The sequence below is a fragment of the Bifidobacterium angulatum DSM 20098 = JCM 7096 genome (assembly GCF_001025155.1).
Lineage (GTDB): Bacteria > Actinomycetota > Actinomycetes > Actinomycetales > Bifidobacteriaceae > Bifidobacterium > Bifidobacterium angulatum.
Genome location: NZ_AP012322.1, coordinates 1,958,563 through 1,983,039 on the forward strand (window position 1 = coordinate 1,958,563; position 24,477 = coordinate 1,983,039).

The 24,477-nt window shown below is 58.5% G+C and carries 21 protein-coding genes and 3 tRNA genes; 16 read left to right on the plus strand and 8 right to left on the minus strand.

All coding sequences use genetic code 11. The features are described from left to right. The first annotated feature begins 85 nt into the window (after positions 1-85). Positions 86-316, plus strand: coding sequence for a hypothetical protein (locus tag BBAG_RS07805; RefSeq protein WP_003825202.1), 231 nt, complete (start codon positions 86-88; stop codon positions 314-316). A 289-nt stretch (positions 317-605) separates the two neighbouring features. Here the strand turns inward: BBAG_RS07805 and BBAG_RS07810 are convergent, their stop codons facing one another. After that, the gene (locus tag BBAG_RS07810) at positions 606-3,062 is read right to left on the minus strand and encodes a glycogen/starch/alpha-glucan phosphorylase (RefSeq protein WP_003825204.1); all 2,457 of its coding nucleotides are present in this window, start codon (positions 3,060-3,062) and stop codon (positions 606-608) included. A 258-nt stretch (positions 3,063-3,320) separates the two neighbouring features. Between BBAG_RS07810 and BBAG_RS07815 the strand changes: the two genes are divergently transcribed. Continuing rightward, positions 3,321-3,719 (plus strand): sterol carrier family protein, encoded by a 399-nt coding sequence (locus tag BBAG_RS07815; RefSeq protein ID WP_003825205.1) that lies wholly within the window; start codon positions 3,321-3,323, stop codon positions 3,717-3,719. Between the two features lie 193 nt (positions 3,720-3,912). On the opposite strand, the gene BBAG_RS07820 is transcribed toward BBAG_RS07815, so the two are convergent. Then, positions 3,913-4,284 carry a DUF3073 domain-containing protein gene (locus BBAG_RS07820; protein WP_003825207.1) on the minus strand — a complete coding sequence of 124 codons (372 nt, stop codon included), beginning with the start codon at positions 4,282-4,284 and terminating at the stop codon, positions 3,913-3,915. 146 nt (positions 4,285-4,430) lie between these two features. On the opposite strand from BBAG_RS07820, the gene trpS reads away from it, so the two are divergent. Beyond that, positions 4,431-5,531 (plus strand): tryptophan--tRNA ligase, encoded by a 1,101-nt coding sequence (gene trpS, locus BBAG_RS07825; RefSeq protein WP_003825209.1) that lies wholly within the window; start codon positions 4,431-4,433, stop codon positions 5,529-5,531. A gap of 295 nt (positions 5,532-5,826) precedes the next feature. Here trpS and BBAG_RS07830 read toward each other — a convergent pair whose 3' ends face one another. Both BBAG_RS07830 and BBAG_RS07835 read right to left on the minus strand, forming a co-directional pair. Next, positions 5,827-7,422: a sodium/proline symporter gene (locus tag BBAG_RS07830; RefSeq protein ID WP_193352306.1), complete on the minus strand. Its 1,596-nt coding sequence runs from the start codon at positions 7,420-7,422 to the stop codon at positions 5,827-5,829. Positions 7,423-7,595: 173 nt separating this feature from the next. Then, positions 7,596-9,452, minus strand: coding sequence for a threonine/serine exporter family protein (locus tag BBAG_RS07835; RefSeq protein ID WP_003825213.1), 1,857 nt, complete (start codon positions 9,450-9,452; stop codon positions 7,596-7,598). A gap of 272 nt (positions 9,453-9,724) precedes the next feature. Between BBAG_RS07835 and BBAG_RS07840 the strand changes: the two genes are divergently transcribed. From BBAG_RS07840 to BBAG_RS08605, 5 genes are all read left to right on the plus strand, one after another. Continuing rightward, positions 9,725-12,472: a phosphoenolpyruvate carboxylase gene (locus tag BBAG_RS07840; protein WP_003825215.1), complete on the plus strand. Its 2,748-nt coding sequence runs from the start codon at positions 9,725-9,727 to the stop codon at positions 12,470-12,472. A 213-nt stretch (positions 12,473-12,685) separates the two neighbouring features. Then, positions 12,686-13,087: an RDD family protein gene (locus tag BBAG_RS08405; protein ID WP_003825217.1), complete on the plus strand. Its 402-nt coding sequence runs from the start codon at positions 12,686-12,688 to the stop codon at positions 13,085-13,087. Positions 13,088-14,157: 1,070 nt separating this feature from the next. Beyond that, a complete protein-coding gene (locus tag BBAG_RS07850; RefSeq protein ID WP_033508774.1) occupies positions 14,158-14,469 on the plus strand; it encodes a type II toxin-antitoxin system RelE/ParE family toxin in 312 nt (103 codons plus the stop codon). Continuing rightward, positions 14,463-14,756 carry an addiction module antidote protein gene (locus tag BBAG_RS07855; protein ID WP_003825221.1) on the plus strand — a complete coding sequence of 98 codons (294 nt, stop codon included), beginning with the start codon at positions 14,463-14,465 and terminating at the stop codon, positions 14,754-14,756. The genes BBAG_RS07850 and BBAG_RS07855 overlap by 7 nt, the downstream gene beginning before the upstream one ends. Further along, complete coding sequence (locus BBAG_RS08605; protein ID WP_197540491.1) at positions 14,753-15,196, plus strand: hypothetical protein; 444 nt, start codon at positions 14,753-14,755, stop codon at positions 15,194-15,196. The genes BBAG_RS07855 and BBAG_RS08605 overlap by 4 nt, the downstream gene beginning before the upstream one ends. Before the next feature lie 79 nt (positions 15,197-15,275). Here the strand turns inward: BBAG_RS08605 and BBAG_RS07865 are convergent, their stop codons facing one another. Continuing rightward, entirely contained in the window at positions 15,276-16,241 is a 966-nt protein-coding gene (locus BBAG_RS07865; RefSeq protein WP_231855868.1) for a hypothetical protein, read from the minus strand. Between BBAG_RS07865 and BBAG_RS07870 the strand changes: the two genes are divergently transcribed. Together BBAG_RS07870 and BBAG_RS07875 are read left to right on the plus strand one after the other, a co-directional pair. After that, positions 16,216-16,611 carry an arsenate reductase ArsC gene (locus BBAG_RS07870; RefSeq protein ID WP_003825224.1) on the plus strand — a complete coding sequence of 132 codons (396 nt, stop codon included), beginning with the start codon at positions 16,216-16,218 and terminating at the stop codon, positions 16,609-16,611. The two genes, BBAG_RS07865 and BBAG_RS07870, sit on opposite strands and share 26 nt — an antisense overlap. A 103-nt stretch (positions 16,612-16,714) precedes the next feature. Continuing rightward, positions 16,715-17,410 carry a carbonic anhydrase gene (locus tag BBAG_RS07875; RefSeq protein ID WP_003825226.1) on the plus strand — a complete coding sequence of 232 codons (696 nt, stop codon included), beginning with the start codon at positions 16,715-16,717 and terminating at the stop codon, positions 17,408-17,410. A 254-nt stretch (positions 17,411-17,664) separates the two neighbouring features. Here BBAG_RS07875 and BBAG_RS07880 read toward each other — a convergent pair whose 3' ends face one another. Further along, positions 17,665-18,321 (minus strand): sugar O-acetyltransferase, encoded by a 657-nt coding sequence (locus BBAG_RS07880; RefSeq protein ID WP_231855921.1) that lies wholly within the window; start codon positions 18,319-18,321, stop codon positions 17,665-17,667. Positions 18,322-18,555: 234 nt separating this feature from the next. Here BBAG_RS07880 and BBAG_RS07885 point away from each other — a divergent pair. Together BBAG_RS07885 and BBAG_RS07890 are read left to right on the plus strand one after the other, a co-directional pair. After that, a tRNA-Ile gene (locus BBAG_RS07885) sits at positions 18,556-18,629 on the plus strand. Between the two features lie 38 nt (positions 18,630-18,667). Next, positions 18,668-18,740: transfer RNA gene (locus BBAG_RS07890), tRNA-Ala, on the plus strand. 67 nt (positions 18,741-18,807) lie between these two features. Here the strand turns inward: BBAG_RS07890 and BBAG_RS07895 are convergent. After that, complete coding sequence (locus BBAG_RS07895) at positions 18,808-20,130, minus strand: hemolysin family protein (RefSeq protein WP_003825229.1); 1,323 nt, start codon at positions 20,128-20,130, stop codon at positions 18,808-18,810. Positions 20,131-20,186: 56 nt separating this feature from the next. On the opposite strand from BBAG_RS07895, the gene BBAG_RS07900 reads away from it, so the two are divergent. Together BBAG_RS07900 and BBAG_RS07905 are read left to right on the plus strand one after the other, a co-directional pair. After that, positions 20,187-20,810, plus strand: coding sequence for a M48 family metallopeptidase (locus BBAG_RS07900; RefSeq protein ID WP_161786196.1), 624 nt, complete (start codon positions 20,187-20,189; stop codon positions 20,808-20,810). A 181-nt stretch (positions 20,811-20,991) separates the two neighbouring features. After that, positions 20,992-21,064: transfer RNA gene (locus BBAG_RS07905), tRNA-Ala, on the plus strand. Positions 21,065-21,152: 88 nt separating this feature from the next. Here the strand turns inward: BBAG_RS07905 and BBAG_RS07910 are convergent. Continuing rightward, positions 21,153-21,386, minus strand: a complete 234-nt coding sequence (locus BBAG_RS07910) for a hypothetical protein (RefSeq protein WP_152595330.1) — start codon at positions 21,384-21,386, stop codon at positions 21,153-21,155. Between the two features lie 245 nt (positions 21,387-21,631). Here BBAG_RS07910 and BBAG_RS07915 point away from each other — a divergent pair, with 245 nt between their 5' ends. Both BBAG_RS07915 and BBAG_RS07920 read left to right on the plus strand, forming a co-directional pair. Continuing rightward, entirely contained in the window at positions 21,632-22,720 is a 1,089-nt protein-coding gene (locus BBAG_RS07915) for a LacI family DNA-binding transcriptional regulator (protein WP_003825234.1), read from the plus strand. Positions 22,721-22,970: 250 nt separating this feature from the next. After that, the gene (locus BBAG_RS07920) at positions 22,971-24,287 is read left to right on the plus strand and encodes an ABC transporter substrate-binding protein (RefSeq protein ID WP_003825236.1); all 1,317 of its coding nucleotides are present in this window, start codon (positions 22,971-22,973) and stop codon (positions 24,285-24,287) included. The last annotated feature ends 190 nt before the right edge of the window (positions 24,288-24,477 follow it).

Consider the following 24,477-nt stretch of genomic DNA (forward strand, 5'->3'; position numbering starts at 1 on the left):
CAATCGTTACAAAATTCGTTTTATCATAGTGAGCAGAGTTGGTTTGAATGGGCATGCCAACAAGACACCTCGGAAAGGAGCCGTCATGGAGAAGAATTCTTCGAACGGTTGGAAGTTCTTTGCGATTCTGTTCGGCGCACTGCTCGCCGGCGTCGTGGGTCTGTATGTGTACAAGCAGCAGAATCCTGATTACGACCCGTGGGAGGAACCGTGGGAGAACAGCTCTTCCCCGGTGGATCTCGGCTTGGACAAGGCCGAGGAGGCACCTGTCGAAACCGGCACCGCCGAGGCTGAAACCGCTGCGGAAGCCGCCTGATTCGCGAGTCCGCAAACATTACCCGTACCGGCCGCACACCCACTTCTTCGGTGTGCGGCTTTATTGTTGCCTACGCATTATCATTGTCTGCGCAATTCTCATAGGTCACCCGCATACGCCCTGTCTACGGGCTTGCCAAGGCGTTCCGCTTCGCACCCGTAACCCCCCAAGCATTGCACAGTATGGCGAATTGTAAGCCGTTTTGCGGGCGTATATAGCGACAGGGGAACAACCCGAAGGCTGTTCCCCTGTCGTTGTGAGCACATTTTTTGATTTTCTGCGCACGCCGTCAGGCGAGCGGGCCGGTGTGCCAGATGCGCTCCAGATAATCCTCGATGGAACGGTCGGAGCTGAAGTAGCCGGAGTTGGCCACGTTGAGCACGGCCATGCGGCTCCACTTCATCGGATCGCGGTAGGTCTCCTCGATCTGGGCCTGGATGTCCATGTACGCGCGGAAGTCGGCGAGCGTCATGAAGTAGTCCTTGGTCAGCCAGTCGTTGACGAGGTCCTTGTAGGTGTCCTTGTCGCCGTCGGAGAAGGTGCCGTCGGCAACCATGTCGATGGCGGCCTTGAGCTGCGGGTCCTTCTCGTAGTATTCGCGGGACAGGCCCTTGGTGTCGTAGCCCTTGGCGTACAGGGCGGAGACTTCCGGCTCGGTCATGCCGAAGAGGAAGAAGTTCTCGGCGCCTACGCGCTCACGGATCTCGACGTTGGCGCCGTCGAGGGTGCCGACGGTCAGAGCGCCGTTGAGGGCGAACTTCATGTTGCCGGTACCGGAGGCTTCCTTGCCGGCCTGGGAGATCTGCTCGTCGAGGTCGGTGGCCGGGATGAGGTTCTGGGCCAGTTCGATGTTGTAGTTCCACGGGAAGTAGACGTTCAGCTTGCCCTTGACGTCCGGGTCGTTGTTGACGACGCGGGCGACGTTGTTGATCAGCTGGATGGTCTGCTTGGCCAGGTAGTAGCCCGGGGCGGCCTTGGCGCCGAACACGATGGTGCGCGGCATGACGTCGTCGGCGGAGACCTTGCCGGACTTGATGTCGGCGTAGTCGGCGATGACGGACAGGATCTTCAGAGCCTGGCGCTTGTACTCGTGCAGGCGCTTGACCATGGTGTTGATCATGGTGTTCGGGTCGATGTCGAAGCCGTACTTGCGCTTGGCGAAGTTGGAGAAGTCGACCTTGTTGGCCTGCTTGACGGCGGCGAACTTCTTGACGAACTCGTCGTCATCGGCCAGCGGGATGAGGCCCTTGAGCAGCTCGAGGTCGGACAGCCACTTGTCGGTGCCCAGGCCTTCGGTGATGAGGTCGGACAGGCGCGGGTTGGCGAGCTTGATGAAGCGACGCGGGGTCACGCCGTTGGTCACGTTGGTGAACTTGTCCGGGTAGGCGTCGGAGAAGTTCTTCAGGGTGACGTCCTTGAGCAGCTGGGAGTGCAGTTCGGCCACGCCGTTGACATGGGAGCCGCCGTAGGTGGCCAGGTAGGCCATGCGCACGGCGTCACCGGTGTAGATGGCCATGTCCTTGGCGGTGCCGTCGGCGATGCCCTTGGCCTTGAGCTCGGCCGCGAACTGGTCCTGGATCTTCTCGATGATCTCGAGGTGACGCGGCAGCAGTTCGCCGATGAGCTTGGACGGCCAGACTTCCAGGGCTTCCGGAAGCAGGGTGTGGCAGGTGTAGTTGAAGGTGTGACGGGTGATGTCCCAAGCGGTATCCCAGTCGTAGTCGTATTCGTCCATGAGGACGCGCATGAGTTCCGGAATGCCGATGACCGGGTGGGTGTCGTTGAGCTGGAAGTTGATCTTGTTCGGGAAGGTGGTCAGATCCGGCTTGTCCTGGCCCGGGTAGAAGACGCGGATGGCGTCGTGGATGGAGGCGGACACGAAGAAGTACTGCTGCTCGAGGCGCAGTGCCTTGCCCTGCGGGGTGGAGTCTTCCGGATACAGGATCTTGGAGATGTTCTCGGCTTCGACCTGAGGCTTGACGGCGTCGAGGTATTCGGACTTGTTGAAGGTGAGCAGGTCGAACTCGTCGTAGCTCTTGGCGGTCCACAGGCGCAGAGTGTTCACACGGCCGGAGGCGTAGCCCGGAACCATGTAGTCGACCGGGACGGCGCGCACGGACCAAGCCGGCTTCCAGACCTTCTTGCCGTTCTCCTCGACGACTTCGCCGCCGAAGGAGACCTTCTGGTCGCGGTTGTAATCGATGTGGCCCCAAGGTTCCTCGTTGGCCAGCCAGTAATCCGGGGTTTCGACCTGCTTGCCGTTCTCGTCGAACTCCTGCTTGAAGATGCCGTACTTGTACTGGATGCCGTAGCCGAATGCCGGCACGCCCAGGGAAGCGAGGGAGTCGATGAAGCAGGCGGCCAGACGACCCAGACCGCCGTTGCCGAGGCCCGGTTCGTATTCGGCGTCGATGACTTCCTGCGCGTCGAAGCCCAGAGCCTTCACGGCCTTATCGAACTGGTCGGTGAGACCGGCGTTGAGCAGTGCGTTCTCCAGCTGCTTGCCCATCAGGAACTCGGCGGACAGGTAACCGACGGCCTTGGTGTTGCCGTTGACCATATCGGTCTGGGTCTTCATCCAGGAATCCATGAGATGGCGACGCACGGCGGTGGCGGTGGCGACATACACGTCCGCTGGCTTAGCCTGCTCTACAGTGACGCCTTGGGTGTACTTCAGTTGCTCGCGAATCTCATCAGCGAACTGTTCAGCCGTAACGGGAGATTGCGGTGCAGTGATCTCGGCCATTTGCTCTGACTTTCTCTATCAATAGGTTGTACGGAACAATCATATGTGCATGGCGTAACGTGAACCAAGTTCTTGATTCGCTTGGACATTCGTTGTCCGCAGGGACAGTCGTCGTCCTCCAACGTCATGCATACGTTGTCATAGACACCATACCACACACCCATGCACAACTCCACTCGAATAGTAAACAATATGACAACGTGGGCACATAACTAGGCAAATCGCCGCGATCAGGTGGGCAAGTGGCACAATGGAGCCATGCCCGTAATTTTGGAAAAAGACCTGGCACAAGGCCGAGCGGCGTTCGAACAGTGGAAGCAAGCCGCACGCCAAGAACCCGACGGCCATACCGCCAATCCGCGCCTGCCCCGGCAAGTCAAGGCCATGGCCGTCCGTTTTTCGCTTCACCTGCTGGAGCAGAAGGCCCCCGGCCCTGGCGTCGAAGTGCGCGTGGCGCCATGGGGCGCCGTCAAGATTCTCGACGGACCGGCCTCGGACCCGCACAACCTCACACCCCCCGACGTGATCGAGCTCGACCCCGAGGTATGGCTGCGCCTCGCCACCGGCATCACCACATGGGCGGACGAAAAAGACGCCGGGCATATCACCGCAGTCGGCGAACGCGACGATCTGAGCGACCTGCTGCCCCTCTACTGACCCATCATTTCCCCAAACCACCGACGCCTAGCATCCCCTCACCGTCGGTAAATTGAGGAATCCCCAAACCGTTGACGCTCAGAGGTGTCTCAGCGTCGGTAGTTTGAGGGAGGCGAAACGGAGCATATGCAAAAGAGCCGTCCGCAATGGCTTTGCACCATGCAAACGGCTCTTCGATACAGGTTATATGCAGTCAGTCCTGCTTCTTCGGCTTCAGTGCACTAGGCACCGGCATCGGAATGGGCTTGTGGGGCTTCGGAGCGGCCTTGGTCACCGGCATTTCGCCGCTGGTGGCCTTTGCCGCGGCTTCTGCGGCCCACTTCGCATACTCATCGAGGTCATCCTCGGCAGTGGAAGACGACTGCACGTCACCGGCAGTCTCATCTTCACTGTCCACATCGTGAGAATACTTGGCCTCGATATCGGCGAATGGGTCGAAAGAACCCGAACCGGGCTCCTGTGCACCGAGCTCCTTGGCAAGCTCATCGTAATCGGTGTCGGTGGTCAGGTACTTCAGCTTACGAGCAATTTTCTGTTGTTTTGCTTTCTGACGTCCGCGGCCCATCTGACCCCCTGATACTGTTGCTTGCTATCAATTCATCACATAGAAGAGTACCACTTGTTTACGCCTTATGGCTTGTCTTCTCGCACTTTTACGATAAAAGCAATATTTTACAAGGCCATTTTCCTTATTTATAAAGGGGCACACGCATGACGGATGAAGCTCACAACAACCAGATCACGGCTGTCGGCAACGAAATGAGCGCCAGCTTCCTGGCGGCAAAGAAGCGCTCGGATGCGACACTGGCCGAGATCGAGAAGAATCCGGGCAAGTTCACTATGCTGACCGGCGACCGACCGACAGGCCGCCTGCACATGGGCCATTACTTCGGCACGCTTCGCAGCCGCGTGGAGATGCAGAACAAGGGCGTGCACACCAATATCATTATCGCCGACTACCAGGTGATCACCGACCGCGACACCACCGAGCACATCCAAGACAACGTGCTCAACCTGATTCTCGACTACATGGCCGCCGGCATCGACCCGGAAAAGACCATGATCTACACGCATTCCTCCGTACCGGCCGAAAACCAGCTCATGCTGCCGTTCCTGTCGCTGGTCACCGAATCGGAGCTGCACCGCAATCCGACCGTCAAGGCCGAGATGGAAGCCTCCGGCCACGCGCTGACCGGCCTGCTGCTCACCTACCCGGTGCACCAGGCATGCGACATTCTGTTCTGCAAGGGCAACATCGTGCCGGTGGGCAAGGATCAGCTGCCGCATATCGAACTGACCCGCACCATCGCACGCCGTTTCAACGAACGCTACGCCAAGAAGAACCCCGTGTTCCCGGAGCCGGACGCCATTCTGTCCGACGCACCGGAGATCCCGGGTCTTGACGGCCAGAAGATGAGCAAATCCCGTGGCAACTCCATCATGCTGAGCGCCACCGCCCAGGAAACCGCCAAGCTCATCAAGAAGAGCCGCACCGATTCCGAACGCCGCATCACTTTCGACCCGATCAACCGCCCGGAAGTCTCCGCCCTGCTGACCACCGCGGCGTTGACCACCGGCCGCAAGCCCGAAGAGATCGCCGAGGAGATCGGCGATTCCGGCGCCGGCGCGCTGAAAATGTACGTGGTGGAATCCGTGAACAACTTCCTGGCCCCGATGCGCGAGCGCCGCGCCGAGCTGGCTCAGGATATGGATTATGTGCGCGACGTGCTGGCCGAAGGCAACAGAAAGGCCAACGCCATCGCCAACGAAACACTGGAGCAGGTGCGCGACGCCATGGGCATGTGCTACTGAGCATGCGGCAACATTCTGACGATCTGAAGTGAGTTGGCTGTGTTTTGGGGCTTATGCAAAGCCCCAAAACACAGCCAACTCACTTATCTAGCTTATTTGTGGCATGCCAATGGGGAAGCCCTGTGTATGTTCGTTGGAATTCCAACGAACATACACAGGGCTTCGTGAATTAGGCGCCACCAATAAGCCACCTAGTGTTTCCCAAATGCTGGAATCCGCCACAAGCAGACGATAGAGCACCAGGACAGCCGCCTTCTGGTGTCGCCAGAAGGCGGAACACCCGCCAGGGGTCGCCTCAGATCTGCGCGCGCTTCTCCCCCGCGGCGATTTCGGCGGCGACCAGATCGTCGTCAACCTGCTTGTCGTTCGGGTCGTCAAGATAATGGTCGAACTCATGCAGCACTTCGGCGCTTGGTGCCGGAGTGAGCAGCGAAACCACCACGATGAACAGCAGCGAGACAATGAACGCCGGCAACAGCTCGTAGATGGCGAACACACCGCCCAACGGCTTGATGAGATTGTGCCAGATAAGCACGGTCGCAGTGCCGGAAAGCATGCCGGCGATAGCACCATACTTGTTGGTGCGCCGCCAATACAGCGAGGTAAGCATCAGCGGCCCGAAGGAAGCGCCGAGCCCCGCCCACGCATACGACACCACCTGGAAGATGGAGGAGTTCTGGTCGAAGGCGACCACGATACCGAAGATGAACATGACCAGCAGCGTGATTCGCGCCACCATCATCACCTGCCGGTCCGTGGCCTTACGATGCAGCAACCCGTGGAAGATGTTCTCCGCCACGGCCGAAGCGCCGATGATCATATATGACGAGGATGAGCTCATGGACGCGGCGAAGATGCCGGATACCACAATGCCGCACATAAAGCTCGGCAGCAACGCCTGCGAGACCACGATGAAGATGTTCTCGGCGGCCGACTGGGTGGCGAACTGGGTGGGCATCATGGCACGACCGACCAGACCGATGCACACGCCGCACGCCAGCGAGACCACGCACCAGGTGGTGGCGATGATGCGGGACTTCTTGATCTCCTCGGAACTGCGAATGGACAGGAAACGTACCAGCACCTGCGGCATGCCGAAATACCCCAGTCCCCACGCAAGCATGGAGATGATGGTGATGATGCCGTAATCGGCGGGCGCGCCGAACATGGCCTGCCCGGCCTTGACGATCTGCTCACCGGCGTCGTTGAGCACCGGCGTGGCCACGTGGGTGCCGTCAAGGAAGCCGGGGATGCCCTGGAGGAACGCCACGGTGTTGTCGATGCCACCGGCGGAGGCGATGGAGCCGATGAACACCACGGCAAGGGCGAAGAACATGAGCAGCCCTTGAATGAAGTCGGTCACAACCACCGACAGGTAGCCGCCGATGATGGTGTAGGCGAACACGATGGCAGCGCCGATCACCATGGTCAGATGGTAGTCCCAGCCGAACAGGGTGGAGAACAGCTTGCCGACCGTCACGAAGCAGCTGCCGACGTACACGCAGAAGAACGCGAGGATGATCAGCGCGGCGATGGTGGAAACGATGTTCTTCTTGTCGTGGAAGCGCCTGGAGAAGAAGTCGGGGATGGTGATGGCGTCGCCGGCGACCACGGAGTAGCGGCGCAGTCGACGGGCCACGAGCTTCCAATTGAGGTAGGTGCCGAGGGCAAGGCCGATGGCGGTCCACATCGGGTCGGCGGCACCGGTGAAATAGGCGACACCGGGCAGGCCCATAAGCAGCCAGCCGCTCATATCGGACGCTTCGGCGCTCAGCGCGGTCAGCCACGGGCCGACGCCTCTGCCACCTGCGAAATACTGTCTGGTGGACGAATTCGACCGTTTGGAGTAGACGAATCCAATGGTCAGCATGGCCGCAAAGTAAATGACCATGGCCACCAGCACCCAGATGTCTTTGGAAACCACGTCCTCTTCCTCTCTTCAAAAACAACGATTCGACTCAATGTAATCATTCGGCATCGTATCAATCCCGAACGTCTCACGCTAAGATCCGAGACATGGACCATTGCCCGCTACCGGACGCCGCCGAGCCTTCAGATGGATCTTCAGATGTCATAGCGCCAGGATTTGTCGGTGATCACACGCGCCATCGCCAGGCCGATCGGCAGGCAGATGATCACCATGAACGCACGGAACGCCCAGTCCAGCGCGTTCAGGGTATCGAACTGACCGAGATGGAACATGGCCTGGTACATATACAGGCCGGGAACCATGATGACGATGGACGGCACGGTCAGGCAGATGCGCGGATAGCCGAGGTGCGGGGCGAGCCAGCCTCGGCGGACGGCGGAACGCCAGGCGGAAGCGAGCAGACCCGCGAGCAGCGCGCCGATGAAGGCGCCGGCTTCGGCGGGAACGCCCGCATCAACGATTTCCAGACGCAAAGTATCGGTGATCAGGCCGATGGTCGCGGCCACCAGGCACATGCGCTGAGGCGAATTGAACATGACGGAGAAGCCCCAGACCCCAATGAACGCGAACACCATGCGCAGCAGGCAGTTGACGACGGGGTTCAGCCCAAGCGGTTCGAAGCCTTCGGGGTTCAGATGCACAATGGAGGCGACCATCCAGCCGGCGAGTGTGGCCATGAGGATGATGCACAGCACGTAGGTGATGCGTTGCACGCCCGAGGGGAAGTCGATCTTCGCCATATCCAAGCCGCCCGTAATAAGCGGGAAGCCGGGGATCACGAACAGCATGGCACCGATGTACGCAGTGTCATGCTGCAAGGCGACGGGATTGTACAAGCCGATGAGTCGCAGGGTGCCGGTGCAGGCCAAGGCCGCGACGGCAACGCATATAAAGGTGACGAAGAACTGGTTGAGATGGTGCGCGAACAGTTTGCGACGCAACCAGTGACCAAGCCCTGCACCGACGAACGCGCCGATCATGTCGAAGGGACCGCCACCGAGCAGGAACACGAAGGAGGCGCAGGCACAGGCCGAGGCGAGTCCGGCAAACAGCGGGGAATACAACGGCTTACGGCGTTCGATCATGTCGAGTCGTTCATGAGCCTGACGCACGGTGATGCCGGACTGATTGCCTGCGTCCCTGCCGGGGTCCGCGAAATGCTCCGCATACTCCTTCGGCGGCTTGTGCGCACGTTCTTTGATACGATTACGAGCCTCCTCACGCCGTTTGCGAACGGTGCTGGCCGGCGATGCGCCCTGCGATTCCCGGTCGGCTGCAGAAGCGCCGGTTGCAGAGGCAACGGAGACAGCAGCCGCATAATCGGCGCGATACTGCGCCTCTTCGATATCATGCAGATGCAACGGCCTGGCCACCGGTTCGCTTTCCTCGGTTTGGGCACTGACCTCCTCAAGCACATCGAGTACAGGATCATCCTGCTGGGCTCGCTGTTTGGACTTCTTCTGCGCTCGCAGCTGTTTGGACAGGTCGGCGGAGACCTGCGAGGCGTCTTTTTGATCGAGGTGTTCCATGAGCCCTTCGGACACGTCGGCCTGACGGTGGTACATCGAACCGGTGCCGAGATTCACGTTGAACCAGTCGGCGAAATGTTCCAGCAGCCAGATACGTTCCGTGTTCACGCCGGTGGTGGGCAGGTCGACGACTTCGGTGATACGGTCCTTGCCGTCGGTGCAGGATGCCTCGATATCGGTCAGGTTCACGTCGGCACGGACATGCACGCCCAGCGGGTAGGCGATGCGATGCATCATCTCACGGACGCGGAAGCTTCCGGTTCCGGCTGCGAGATCGAGCATGCCGACGCGCACGATCACACTGGTTTTCGCTGCGATGCCGGCTTCGGTAACCGGCTTATCCCAGTCGCGTTCGATGTCCTCCATATCCAGGGGGATGGAGTGGGTGTGGAATTTGCTGACGGCGGAGGCTCCTTGGAGCTGTGCGCCGTGTTCTGCTTCTTCTTCGTTCTGTTCGCTCACAGTTCCTTTTCTACTCCCTGCACCGAACCGCGATCGCCCCTGCCGCCGGCGATCGTCAACCCACGCGCATGTTCACAGACGGCGGTCACATAGTGACCAAAAATGAACGCCGTAACACAGAAGTTGTTGTGCGCGCAGTAGACTATGCAATCGCAATAACCACGTTGAACCAAGGGCTGTGGGCTCGCAACGATTTGGCCTCAACAACCGTGGAGGAGCCACGGGCGACCAAATAGACCGAGCAACCCGTCGTTCGACTAAGGAGGTTTATTTTGGCAAAAGATGAACAGCAAATCGTGCCTGCCGACGCTTCCATCGTGGAAACCGGCACCGGCCGCAAGGCTCCGGAAGAGCACGATCTTCCTGAGAATCTGAAATACGATATGGATCTGTGTCTGAAGATCCTTCGTGATGTGCTCAATGAGTACGATCCCAAGCTGCTCACCACTTTCGACACCGTGCGCAAATATGCGGTCGAAGCAAGCGACGAGCATTTCGGCGGCAACACAAACACGGACGAGGACGGTCTGGCCGAGGCCGTGAAGATCATCGACGAGATGAATCTGCACGATGCCCAGCTGCTTGCCCGCGCATTCGCCACCCACTTCCACCTCGCCAATCTTTCCGAGGAGAACTACCGCGTTTCCGTGCTGCGTGAACGCGAGTCCGAAGTGGACGACATCAACGCCGTGGATCCGGTCAACGAGCTCACCGTCGCCTACCATAAGCTCATCAACGAGATGGGCCCGGCCAAGGCCAAGGAGCTGCTGGACCGCCTGGAGTTCCACCCGGTGTTCACCGCGCACCCGACCGAGGCACGCCGCAAGGCCGTGGAAGGCAAGATCCGCAGGATCTCCGAACTGCTCGAACAGCACAACAAGCTTGGCGGCTCCGACAAGAAGGAGAACAGCCGTCGCCTGTACAACGAGATCGACGCGCTGTTCCGCACCTCCCCGATCGCGCTGAAGAAGCCGACCCCCGTCGAGGAAGCCGACACCATTCTTGACATTTTCGATTCCACGCTGTTCCACACCATCCCGCAGGTGTACCGCCGTTTCGACGACTGGCTGCTGGGCGACAAGGCCGGCCTGGAACCGCCAGTGTGCCCGGCATTCTTCCACCCGGGAAGCTGGATCGGCTCCGACCGCGACGGCAACCCGAACGTCACCGCCAAGGTGAGCCGTCAGGTGGCTCGCAAGTTCAGCGATCATGTGGTCTCCGCCCTTGAAGAGGCGACCCGCACCGTGGGCAGGAACCTGACGATGGAAGCCGGCACCACGCCGGCCAGCACCGAGCTCAAGGACCTGTGGAACCATCAGAAGGAAATGAGCGAACGCCTGACCGAAAAGGCCGCCCTGATCTCCAGCAAGGAACTGCACCGCGCGGTCATGCTGGTCATGGCCGACCGCCTGCATTACACGGTCGTGCGCGACGCCGATCTGATGTACCACTCCTGCGAGGATTTCATCGCCGATCTGAAGACCGTGCAGCGTTCCCTCGCCGCGGCAGGCGCCAAGCGTTCCGCCTATGGCCCGCTGCAGGACCTGATCTGGCAGGCCGAAACCTTCGGCTTCCACATGGTCGAGATGGAGTTCCGTCAGCACTCCGTGGTGCATTCCCGCGCGCTGGAGGATATCCGCGAGCATGGTCTGCATGGCGAACGCGGCGAACTGCAGCCGATGACCCACGAGGTGCTCGACACCTTCCGCGCACTCGGCTCCATCCAGAAGCGCAACGGCATGAAGGCCGCCCGCCGTTACATCATCTCCTTCACCAAGAGCGCCCAGAACATCAAGGACGTGTACGAGCTGAACCGTCTGGCGTTCGCCCACCCGGAGGACGTGCCGACCATCGACGTGATCCCGCTGTTCGAACAGCTGGAGGATCTGCAGAACTCGGTGAACGTGCTTGAGGAAATGATCAAGATTCCTGAAGTGCAGGCTCGTCTGAAGGCGACCGGCGGCAAGCTGGAAGTCATGCTCGGCTACTCCGATTCCTCGAAGGACGCCGGCCCGACCTCCGCCACGCTGGCCCTGCACTCCGCGCAGGAGCGCATTGCCAAGTGGGCGGAATCACACGACATTGACCTGACCCTGTTCCATGGCCGCGGCGGTGCCGTAGGTCGTGGCGGCGGCCCCGCCAACCGCGCGGTGCTCGCTCAGCCGGTCGGTTCCGTGAAATGCCGTTTCAAGCTCACCGAGCAGGGCGAGGTCATTTTCGCCCGCTACGGCAACCCGACCCTGGCCATCCGCCACGTCGAGTCCGTTGCGGCCGCGACGCTGCTGCAGTCCGCTCCGAGCGTGGAGAAACGCAACACGGATATGACCGAGAAGTACGCCGACATGGCCAGCAAGCTCGACGAAGCCGCCCATGAGCGCTTCCTCGACCTGCTGAACACCGACGGTTTCGCCCCGTGGTTCTCCACCGTGACGCCGCTGACCGAGATCGGCTTGCTGCCGATCGGCTCCCGCCCGGCGAAGCGTGGCCTCGGCGCCAAGTCCCTCGACGATCTGCGTACCATCCCGTGGATCTTCTCCTGGGCCCAGGCCCGCATCAACCTGGCCGCATGGTACGGCCTGGGCACCGCCTGCGAGAAGTTCGGTGATCTGGACACGCTGCGCAAGGCGTACGAGGAGTGGCCGCTGTTCTCGACGTTCATCGACAACATCGAAATGTCGATTGCCAAGACCGATGAGCGTATCGCCCGCATGTACCTCGCCCTCGACGACCGCGAGGATCTGCCGGAAAAGGTGCTCACCGAGATGAAGCTGACCCGCAAGTGGGTGCTCGCCATCGTCGGCGACAAGTGGCCGCTGCAGCACCGTCACGTGCTTGGCCGCGCCGTGCGCATCCGTTCCCCGTACGTGGACGTGCTCTCGCTCACCCAGGTGCTGGCGCTCAAGTCGCTGCGCAAGAAGGTGGACAAGGAAGAGCTCAGCCACGGCAAGAGGGAGGGGTACACGTACCTCATCCTGTGCACCGTTTCGGGTGTCGCCGCAGGCCTGCAGAACACGGGCTGATCCGCGGCTGTCCGACCGCCTAGATGACGCGAGCGGGGAGGTTCCGTACCGATAAATGGCGCGGGCCTCCCCGCTCGCGTTATCCGGCGTTTTGTCCTATTCTTATGGAATCAAACATAAGATTGAAATAGCTTAGAAGAGGAACTACAGCATTACACTGAACCTTTTCTTATACGTTTTCCAATCTGGTCGGGTTCGTCAAGGAGGACGTCAATGGGGAAAATATGGTGTCGCAGAGCAGCGGCATATATTCTTCGCATAATACTGCCAACTTCATTGCTATCACAATTAATAAACAGCGTTTTATATGGGAGATCTTCCATAGATGGAACCACGGGAATCTGGATTAACTGCGTCTCCATAATCATAGTTTGCGTGATTTCTGCCTGTTCTACGCGCAACGGACAAGCTTGGTCGCATCATTTTCTAGGACTGCAGGTAGTCGATCAATATTCCAACCTGCCCATATCGGGAGTAAGGATGGGTTTACGCGAGATAGCTCACTGCGTTGATTTCGTGCCATGTTTCATTGGGTTTCTTTGGCCTTTATGGGACACCAAAGGACAAACCTTCGCCGACAAAATTATGAGAACAACGATAATCAGTATAGAATAGATATAATTAAAGTGACGCAAAGACGCATCACTGGATAAAAAATACTTTCGAAGCCAAAGGAGACTACGAATGAACCTTCATAAAAAAAATCACGTTCACCGCAGTACTGGTGGCAATACTGGCGTTCTCTGGTGCCCCATCAGCAATGGCTAGCACTTCTGGACATGACCGAAGTACCTTCAATTCTTCCGCAGAAGTCGCTCTGTAAGAAAAACTCTCTAACATTGCTTCCACGAATAACTTAGACGTCGAATTCGGCGAATTTAAAATCGATGCTCCTCAAAGTACGATTGATGAATACCACGGTGATGCCAATCTATACGCTGAATCTATTGCGAAAGCATACGAAGAAGATACAGCTTCTAATACCAGAGAAACCAAAAACGCAAGCACACGCGGTACGGCAACATATACCTCAAGCGTCTTTTCTGGAGTCCCAGCAGGAGGAGCTTGTTGGGTAAAGCAAGATTTTCGAGCTACAGTAACGAATTACAAAGTTACCTCAAAATCCTTGCTTGGAAGCTCATACCAGACCGGGGTCTGTGTTTTCCAATGGTCTCCAAATTATTCCTGGTTTGAAGGAAATCTGAATGTTCTTAGCAAAGGAACTTTTCATGCGGTTGTCAAAGGAGGTCCCGTTTCTTTCGCCGCAACTTTCAAAGCATTTTTTCATACCAATAAAGCATCGTTGTATCAAGAATTTCAATGAATAACAGCAAATATTGCAATTACATGAAGTGCAATGATCATCGCTGAATCCATATGGCAACGCCCAAATCAGGCGCCGGGTGTCGCAGCAGGCCTGCAGAACACGGGCTGATCTTCGGCTGGCCGCCTAGATGACGCGAGCGGGGAGGTTCCGTACCGATAAATGGCGCGGGCCTCCCCGCTCGCATTGCCCGGCCCTAGATTGGTCGGCGACGACGCACGTGGAACGGGCCTCGGATAATCGGAGGGGACATGGATAAGCCAGCGGACGAGCGCAGGAACACTGGATTCCGATATGACAATAAATGGTTCGAAGACCGCCACACTTGCATTATTGTATCCCGTAGGATACAATAATGCATATGGAAATCCAACAAACCGATCAGTTCCGCAAGTGGTTGCACAGACTGCGCGACCATGCCGCCAAAGCGCGGATCACTACCCGGATCAGACAGTGCGGACTGGCGGGACAACCGGTCGGCGATATGCACCCGGTCGGTAAAGGCGTGAACGAATTGCGTTTTTTCTTCGGCCCAGGCTACCGCGTCTACTTCGCCCAGAAAGGCAATCAAATCATGTTGCTGCTCGCCGGCGGGGACAAAACCGGACAGGATAAGGCCATAAAAGAGGCCCAGGAAATGCTCGAATCACTTATCAAGGAGGGACAATGGTAAACATCAGCAGTTTTGACGCCAGCGAATACATCGAAAACGAAGAAGACGCCATCGCATACCTCAACGCCGCCGCGGAAACCGGCGACCCGGCGCTTCTGCAGGCCGCCATCGGCGACATAGCCAAGGCACGTGGCATGGGCCAAATCGCCAAGGAAGCCGGAGTCGGCCGCGAAAGCCTCTACAAAAGCCTCAACAAAGAAGGCAACCCAAGTTTCCGCACCATCGTCAAGGTCGTCGATGCACTTGGAGGCCGACTTGTCATCGAGCCCGCGCCCGCCACGGCATGAAAGATATACCAGAAAATTTTTCCGACGAGAAATTTGCTTTGGCGCCGAAAATAGATGCCAAATTCCTTAAGGCAAGTAGATGCTATGTGGCTTTGGGCAAGGCCAGACGTGCGCTATGGTGGCTGGGATTACTGTTGCTTTCACCAGCAGTAATGACATGGGCTGAACGCGATAATTACAGCCTCGTTTGCAGCGTGTTGACACTTTCTCCCCCACCCTGCAGTGATTTGAATACGTATGGCTCCAGACTTACAGCAGCGCTGGGCTTAGGTTCTCTCTGTTGGGTGATGATGCCGGTTGTTTCTTGCGTGAAATCCGTCATTCGAAGCTTATATCCCAATGTGTCCGACTTAGATACGCCGATGGCTTCACATGTTGTAATCGGAATTGTGTCATTTTTCATGCTCTGCGTATCTTTGCCTCTTCTTTTTTGGGCATAATTACAATGCATATATAAACGAACAGGCCTGCTCAAATCTTGGGGTGAAATAGGTCGAGCAGGCCTGTGAGTTGTTCAGGTTAGCGTCCCATGTTTTCAAGGAATGCCGCATAGATCAGTGCAAGGGTATCAGTTTCCATTTGATTCGGAAGACGGCTGGCATGTGCCACTTGAGTCAATAGCCACTGGGTGAAAGACGCAGCAATATTTTCGAACTTACCTACATCGATTCCATCAACGAGCTTTCGAAATGCGATGACCAGGTTGTCCGCGCTTCCCTTGAACCGGGACTGATAGAACCGTTTAATTCGATTCGTTTCGCTTTGCACGAACGTGTCCCGCATAGCGGCGGACAATGACCTTTCGGAAGAATTGCTCTGCATGGACCGCGCCAGCAACCATGCATCGCAGTACGCGAGAACATCGCTGTAACTGAATCCCATACGGGCATCTTGCTCGCCGAGATGAGTGTGCAGCCATGATGCCCGGTCCCCTTTCGGGGCATTCGCCAGGTAGCTTCCCCAGATCTGCAACAAATCCAGGGCCCATCCACCTAGATCACCGAGACCATAGTCCATTGGATCGTTCGTAACGCCCCATGTCAGGTATCCCAAGGATGTGGCGGCCATATGGGCGATGTCCCGATTGGACAGCGTGCCTTTGACGACAGGTTGTGCATCACATGCGACACCGCATGCCTGACGCGACAAGGCCAATTCGCTGGGAGTAACCGGCTCCGGGGTGTACGCATGCCATAGTGCCTGTGTGCCGGAACCACCTTCCGACCAGTACTCAGGTTTGCGGAGCCATTCCAGGATGAATGTTCCAGTAAGGCTTGTATATGCCGAGGCTTGCGTCCCCAAATCAGAGAGCGTCTTGACACAAGCATTTTCCGTAGTGACAGTCCATTTCAGCAGAGGGTTGGAATCGGGCGATTCCGGAGCCGGCGTCGTCTGGTATCGGTTCCCGTTAAGGTAGGCATCGGAAGTCCAGAAAGCAGTCAGGGACCGGAGGCAAATCATGGGTAAGGCGAAGGTTGCGTTCATCTGCGTGCATAATTCCTGCCGCAGCCAGATTGCCGAAGCGCTCGGGAAACTGCTTGCGGGCGATGCGCTCGACTGCTATTCGGCGGGAACCGAAACGAAGCCGCACATCAATCAGGACGCCGTCCGACTGATGAAGGAACTGTACGGCATCGACATGGAACGCACGCAGTACAGCAAGACGATCGATGCGATCCCCGCCCCGGACATCGCCATATCGATGGGCTGCGACGTGGGCTGCCCGTACATAGGCAGACCGTTCGACGCCGATTGGGGGTTGCCCGATCCCACAGGCTGCGACGACGCCACGTTCATCGCGGTGATCCACCAAATCGAACAACACATCCTGCAGCTTCGCGACACCTACCGGTAACGGCCATCCTGCCGGTACTCTCTCCGCCCGCAGCTTCAGAACGCATCCCGGACAGCCCTGACCGTAAGATATCCGTAGCCTGAGCAATGGAGGGACGGAATCAATGGCAGATGAGATGTTTGTAGACCAGAACGAGGTCGAGGGCACGGCGAGCGGCGTTTGGAACCGCCTACTGGCGGGGAATCGTAGATTCGCGGAGGGCAAGCCGGTGCACCCGAACCGCAGTGCGGAAGCGCGCGAGGCGGTTATCGACGCGCATGAGCCGGATGCGGCGATATTGAGCTGCTCTGATGCGCGCGTCAGCCCTGACATCATTTTCGACGCGGGAATAGGCGACCTGTTCACCGTGCGCACAGCCGGGCACATTGTTGACGATGCCGTGCTCGCTTCACTGGAATACGCCGTCTCCTCGCTGGGCGTGCGCCTGCTGGTGGTTCTGGGCCATCAGAACTGTGGGGCCATCAAGCAGGGCGTCAAGGAGTATGAGAATCTGTTGCATGAGATGACCGCCGACGCCGAGGATTCGCTCATGGCCGCCGACAGCATCACCGATCTTGACGAGCGCATCGTCGAAGCGGAATCCATTATGCTGCGCACCGTCGGTTTCTCCATCTGGCAGGCGCACGAATCCGAACTCGAATCGAATGAGGATTTCGAACGCGTACACATCGCGCGCACCATCGAGGAACTGGTCGACCGTTCCGACGTGATTCGCCAGGCTTTGGCCGAGGACCGACTCATGCTGGTCGGCGCACGCTATCAGTTGGATTCCGGCAAGGTCGAGGTTCTGAGCTTCTAGCCCCTGAAGCTGTACCATTCTGGATTCTGCGCCATCTCGGGCATATATTTTGCCCAGAGGTGGCGTTTTTCATGTCTGCACTCGGTTCCGTAGGTGGTTTTGCCGTTCCGTAGGGGGTTGCGCTTCTACACCCCGGTATAAAACCGCTGAAAATAAGCCTTTGTTCAACCGCAGTACTGCGAACAACCACCTACGGAAGCCCGAAACCCCCTACGGAATGCGATAAGTGCTGTCAATGCCGATTCATTTGCGAGTCATGCCGCCTTTTCGGCAGTCGTATCGCCCTTTTCGGCGGTCCCCGCTGCTCCAGCAGCATCGCCGCCAGCAGCAGCATCGTCATACCGGCGATCGCGCCAGTAATACTCGTAATCATGCTGCCCGATCGGCCGCACCACCTTGCATGGGCTGCCATACGCGACACTATTCGCCGGGATGTCCTTGGTGACCAGGCTGTTCGCGCCGATCACCGAATTGTCGCCGATGCTCACGCCCGGCAGCACAACCACGCCGGCACCGATCCACACGTTGCGGCCGATATGGATGGGTTCGGAATATTGGGCGATCCGTTCGCGCAGATCCGGGCGAATCGGATGACCGGTGGTGGTGAGTGTCACGTTCGGGCCGATCATGGTGTGCTCGCCGATGAAGATCTCGCCGTCATCCACCAAGGTGAGGTTGAAATTCGCATAGCAGTGCGCGCCCCAATGGGTGCTGCACCCCCAGTTGGCGTGCAGCGGCGGCTCGATGTACAGTCCCTCCCCCACTTCGGCGAAGAACCGCTCCAGCAGTTCGCGCCTGCGTGAGACCTCGCGCGGCCTGGTGGCGTTGAAATCGTACAGTATCTCCAGTTGCGCGGTCTGCGCCTCGCCCATGCCTGGCATATCGCAGTAGTACACGCCCGGATTGTGCATCACATCAAGAATGTCCTGCGGAATCTGTGAGGCATCCATGTCTCGCCTTTCGTTCGCCGTTGACACGTTCCACACTACCTATTTACCACCACTCCAAGCTTGGTTTTACTGGGGTTTTACCCGGCCGTAAGACTGACGACCGCACGCTACACAGAAAACGACACGCCGAAGTTTTGCTTTACGTGTACACCTCTGGTATCTTAACTGCTTGTGCGCTTTTGAAGTGCATGGTTCGGGCCCGTAGCTCAGGTGGTTAGAGCGCATCCCTGATAAGGATGAGGTCGAAGGTTCAAGTCCTTCCGGGCCCACGAAAAAACGGCGACTTCAGGTCGCTATTTTTTTCACTGGGGCATTGGCGCAGCTGGTAGCGCATCTGCTTTGCAAGCAGAGGGTCGCCGGTTCGAACCCGGCATGCTCCACAATACAACCCTCGAAACCGCATGGTTTCGAGGGTTTTTCAATTTCTACGCCGTCTGCCGGCGATGTTCACGAATGTGCGACTGCGCCTTCGTCCGTCTCTTCGGCCTTACGCACCTCGATCATGGCAATACGCCGCCCGTCGACCTGCGTGACGGTCATATCGTAGCCTTCGTCGGAGTGCAGTACGTCGCTCACAGCGCCCATTTTGCCGGTATGCGCAAGGAAGTAGCCGGCCACCGTCTCATACGGCCCATCCTCCAGCTCAATGCCGGTCAGGTCTTCGAAGTCTTCCAATGTGGTGCCGCCTTCAATGGCAGCAACACCGTTCACGAACGCGCTGTGCCTGGTTCGTTCGCCGCCTTTTTCGGTGGGCAGATCGTATTCGTCGCGGATATCGCCAACCAGTTCCTCGGTCATGTCTTCCAAGGTGACGATGCCGTCGGTGCCGCCGTATTCGTCGATCACCACTGCCAGGTGGATGCCGCGTTTGCGCAGCAGTTCAAGGCTGGGCAGCAGTTTGGAGGTGCCCGGCAACGAGATGCCCTCACGCGTTACGTCGGAAACGGTTTTCGCATTCGGATCGCGCACGTCGAGCAGATCACGCACGTGTACGAAGCCGATCACGTCGTCGAAGTCCTTGCCGGTGACCGGATAGCGCGAATACGGTTGGTCGCGCACGAAAGCGGCGGCCTCGTCCAGGCTCATCGCCCCGTCGATGAACACGACGTCGGCACGCGGGCGCATCACTTCGGCCACAATCGTTTCGGAAGCGTCGAACACGTCGTCAAGGATCGTACGCTCGTCCTTGCTCAGGTTGGTGTTGGAGTTGACGAGCACGCGCAGCTCATCGTCGGATACCTCGGTTTCCGTTTCGTTCGGGTCGAAGCCGAGCAGACGCACCAAACCGTTGGTGTTCTTGCCAATCAGCCAGATGAGCGGACGGCACACCTTGGAGAAGACGTCGATGGCCGGCACGACCGCGCGGGCGATGGCCTCGTTGCGCTGCATGGCGATACGCTTGGGCACCAGCTCGGAGATCACGATCGAGCAGTAGGAGATGATGAGCGTCAGGCCGATGGTGGTCAGCGGCGCGGCGATATGGTGCGGCACACCCCAGCCTTCCACGACGGGCACTACGAATGGTGCGATGGAGGATTCGCCGAACGAGGCGGAGAGGAAGCCCGAGAGCGTGACGCCGATCTGCACGCTGGACAGGAAGGTGTTGGGGTCGCGGGCGATTTTGGCGACGCGTGCACCGCGGGCGTCCTGCAATTCCATCTGGTCGATCTGCGAGCCGCGCAGACTCACCAGCGCAAGTTCGGTGCCGGCGAATACCGATCCGAGCAGCAGGAAGATGAAGATCAGCAGGATGTTCAAACCAAGTGACATGCGGCCAGTCTATCTTTTCGGCTTGTCAAGACGTGCATGAGGCAGCCGGGCGGCGAATGGCAGGCGAACCCGCTGGGAGCCGCGAATGTTCGCGGCAAGCCTCACAATGGTTTGCTGTGATGATTGACGGCCTTGACGTGCATGTGGTGCGCAAACCCATCAGGAACATGTATCTGCGCATTAAACCGCCTGAAGGACGAGTGGAGATATCCGCGCCCGTGCGCATGGCGGATGCCGCTATCGTCTCGTTTGTGCGCAGCCGCCGCTCGTGGATCGACGCCAATCGGAACGCTATACGGCGGCAAGCGCAGCAGGCAGCGACGACGGGTGCCGTGGAATGGAACGACGATCTTCGCCGCGCGGCTGCGGCATCGATCAACAAGGCCCTTCCCGCCCTGCTTGCACGCTGGGAGCCGATTATCGGCAGATCCCCTACCCACATCACCCTACGTACCATGACCTCGCGCTGGGGGTCATGCACGCCGAAGACGGGGCGTATCCGCTTGAATCTGCAACTGGGGCTGATGGATCGGAGATTCCTGGAATACGTGCTGGTGCATGAGATGACGCATCTATGGGAGCACGGCCACGGTGCCGGTTTTCAGCGCCGCATGAGCGCATATCTGCCGGATTGGCGGCAGCTGCGCCGCGAGCTCAACCAACATATGGTGTTGCGGTAGTGGGAGTGCGGCGGCGGAATGCACTTGCTGACACATGCCCCTATCGAACGCCGCTGATATTCACCATCCGACACACACTCAACACACGTTCAACACACGTGCACTGCGATGCCGTTTTGCATTTAGGCGGGGGTCGTACTACAGTGAATTGAGTTGTTCTGCGGAGCAGTACAACACCCAAGGGGCTGTAGCTCAGTTGGTAGAGCGCTTCGTTCGCATCGAAGAGGTCGTGGTTTCGACTACCATCAGCTCCACGAAAGCCTTTCGGAATTCCACCTCCGGAAGGCTTTTTTCTTTTCCGGTTCCCTATCATGCGCAGCGTGAACTCACACATCGCGCAAACTACTCGTCGTCACGATTCCATTCTTCGAGAAGGTAATAGTTGCGAACAAGGGTTTCCTCGTCGAGATGCTCCATCTCACGTGTGCTTCCGTCAAGTTCGCCATAGAGCGATCCGATGTAACGGTCGCCGCGCTCGATTGCGTCCACCAGATCGTTGATGGTCTCGGCCGTGATTTCCGGTATCGGGAAAGGCCAATCCTCTGGCCTTCGAATAAACGGTTTGTTCTCGCTCATAAGGCACCCCATCGATTGCCTACCTATTGGCCAATCCCATCGTCGGCCATCACCCATTCTATCCACGCTTTCGTCTCCGTACCGCCACATCCGCATCAGATTACCGGGAATGACGATGACGGCGCATCCGCACTGATGCCGCCGCTCCCGCCCAGACGCAGCTCACGTAAACGGGCACAGGACCCGGCCACGCTACGGCTAGACTTGAGCGTATTCGGATGAGAGCGTTCAACAGGAGGTGTCACATGACCGGCATCAAAGACGTCGCAGCGAAGGCCCACGTGTCCATCAGCACGGTCTCGTACGTAATGAGCGGCAAACGTTCCATCGGCGACGACACCAAGCATGCCGTACTGGACGCGGCCAAGGAACTCGGCTACCGTCCGCGCAAGGCCACACCGGACGTCATGGCGTTCCTCACCGGCCAGCCGTACACGGAGCACACCGGCCAAGGCGGCCAGTCCCCCGCATCCGGCACGCGCGCCCGCACCAAGGTTTTGGCGCTCAGCTCCCCCGTGCACGGGTACACGGATTATTCGAACTATGCGACGTTCTTCTTCGCGCTCGCCGCCCGCGCCCGGCGCTACGGCTACGACATCCTGCTGCTCATGCATGAGTATGGCGATCAGGAACTCGTCCGCGTCACACGCAACGGCATGGTCGACGGCATTCTGCTGTTGGATGTGCTGATGCATGATTCCCGCGCCGAAGTGGCTTCCCTGCTCGACGTTCCGGTGGTGTCCGTGGGGTACCCGTCGAATTCGGAATCGGTGTATTCCGTCGACTTGGATTTCGAATGGATGGGTCGCGAGGCGGTAGAGAAGGCAGCCACGCTCGGCCATACGCACGTGCTGATCATCGGCACCAACGAATTCGCTTACGAGGACGGCTCGAACTATCTCATTCGTTTCCGCGACGCCGCCATCAAACATGGTTCGGATTTAGGCGTCAAGGTCATGTTCATGGCGTCGACCGGTTACGGCATGGCCGACGTGCGCCTGTTGCTCGATTCGGCGTTCGCAAGTGACGCCGATATCACCGCGATCATCTGCCAGACCAATCCCACGCATGTGAACAATACGCTGATCGCATTGCAGGAGCGGGGTTTGCGCGTACCGCAGGATATTTCGCTGATGGCCGCGTGCACGCAGGGGGTGCATCAGTTGTCGCAGGGCGTCGACGAGATGCCCATGGATCCGCACGCCTCGTGCGTCCGCGCGATCGACATCATGATGGAGGTTCTGGATGGCAAGCGGCATGATGTGGGGGCCGTCGAACTGTTGCCGGGCAAGTACATCGCGCGAGGCACGATGGGGCCGCGGCGTGCCGGATGACAGATTTCACACATTTCGATAGCCATGTAAACGATTGCTTTTTCCTGACATGGTGTAAACAAAGGGAAACCCTTTGAAATCAGCGGATACGCACGACAACGTTTGCAAGGTAAATCATTAAACTAATTAATCGAAATCAATCGAAATAAGTTGAACGCTTCATCGAAAACCCGTAGCGTAACAGGCAATGAGGTTCCCGAGAAATCCCAGAGTCTCATTTCAGTAAAGGCGCTGAAAGAAGGAGCACACGATGAAGTTCACCCGTAAAATCGTCGCAGCCGGACTGGCGGCGGCGACCATGCTCGGCACGCTCGGCCTGGCAGGCTGCGGCAGCAGCAGCGACACCGCCCAGGAGGAGAACCCGAAGTCCATCAAGATCTGGCACTACGAAGAGGACAACGGCGCACAGGGCAAGGCCTGGGCGAAGGCCATGGAAATCTTCGAGAAGAAGACCGGCGTCAAGGTCGAATTCGAGAAGAAGTCCTTCGAACAGATCCGCCAGAACGCAGCCCAGATCCTCAACTCCGACGAAGCCCCCGACGTCATGGAATACAACAAGGGCAACGCCACCGCCGGCCTGCTGGCCAGCCAGGGCCTGCTCACCAACCTGAACGACTACGTCAGCAAGTACAACTGGGACAAGAAGGTCAGCGGCACGCTCGCCGACACCGGCAAGTACGACGACAAGGGCGTCATGGGTTCCGGCGACTGGTACGGCATCACGAACTACGGCGAAGACATCGTGATGTACTACAACAAGGACATGTTCGACAAGTACGGCATCGAAATCCCGAAGACCCTCGACGATCTTGAGGCCGCGATGCAGAAGTTCGTCGACAACGGCGTCACCCCGCTCTCCGAAGGCGTCGCCGAATACCCGCTGCAGCACCTGTGGTGGCAGCTGGTCCTCTCCAAGGCGAACGACAAGTTCATCAAGGCCTACGAAATGTACGACGGTGACGTTGACTGGCAGGGCGAGGCGACCACCTACGCCACCAAGACCATCAAGGATTGGGTCAACAAGGGCTACATCTCCAAGGACTGCACCGGCACCAAGGCCGAGGACGCAGGCCAGGCCTTCATGAACGGCACCTACCCGATGTTCTTCTCCGGCACCTGGTGGTTCGGCCGCTTCCAGAGCGACATGAAGAACGCCAACTGGACCTTCGCCACCTTCCCCGACACCGACAAGGTCGTAGGCTCCTCCGGCAACATCTGGGTCATCCCCGAGAACTCCAAGAAGAAGGATCTCGCCGCGCAGTTCATCGACATCACCCTGAGCGACGAAGTCCAGAACCTCATGGGCAACTCCGGCGGCCTGCCGATCGCCGCCGATCCGGACAAGATCACCGACGAGAAGACCAAGGAACTCATCACCTCCTTCAACGGCGTGCTTGAGAAGAACGCCCTCGGCTTCTACCCGGATTGGCCAACCTCCACCTTCTACGACGAGCTCAACTCCTCGCTGCAGGAACTGGTCAACGGCACCACGGACGTGAAGGGCGTGCTCAACCAGATGAAGGACAACTACGACAAGGGCGTTGAAGCCGCCGGCGTCAAGTCCTGAACCACAAGCACAAGCGCATAGCGCACACATAACTGAATCCATCGCCAGTGCGCCGCCCACCATCGCGGCGGCGCACCAGGCACCCCATACTCTCAACAACCGTCCGACAGGCAATGAAGCCCGCGACGGACCCCACGCTGTTCAACCCAACCGCACCCGTCAAGGAGCATCGAAGCCCCGATGGCACCGG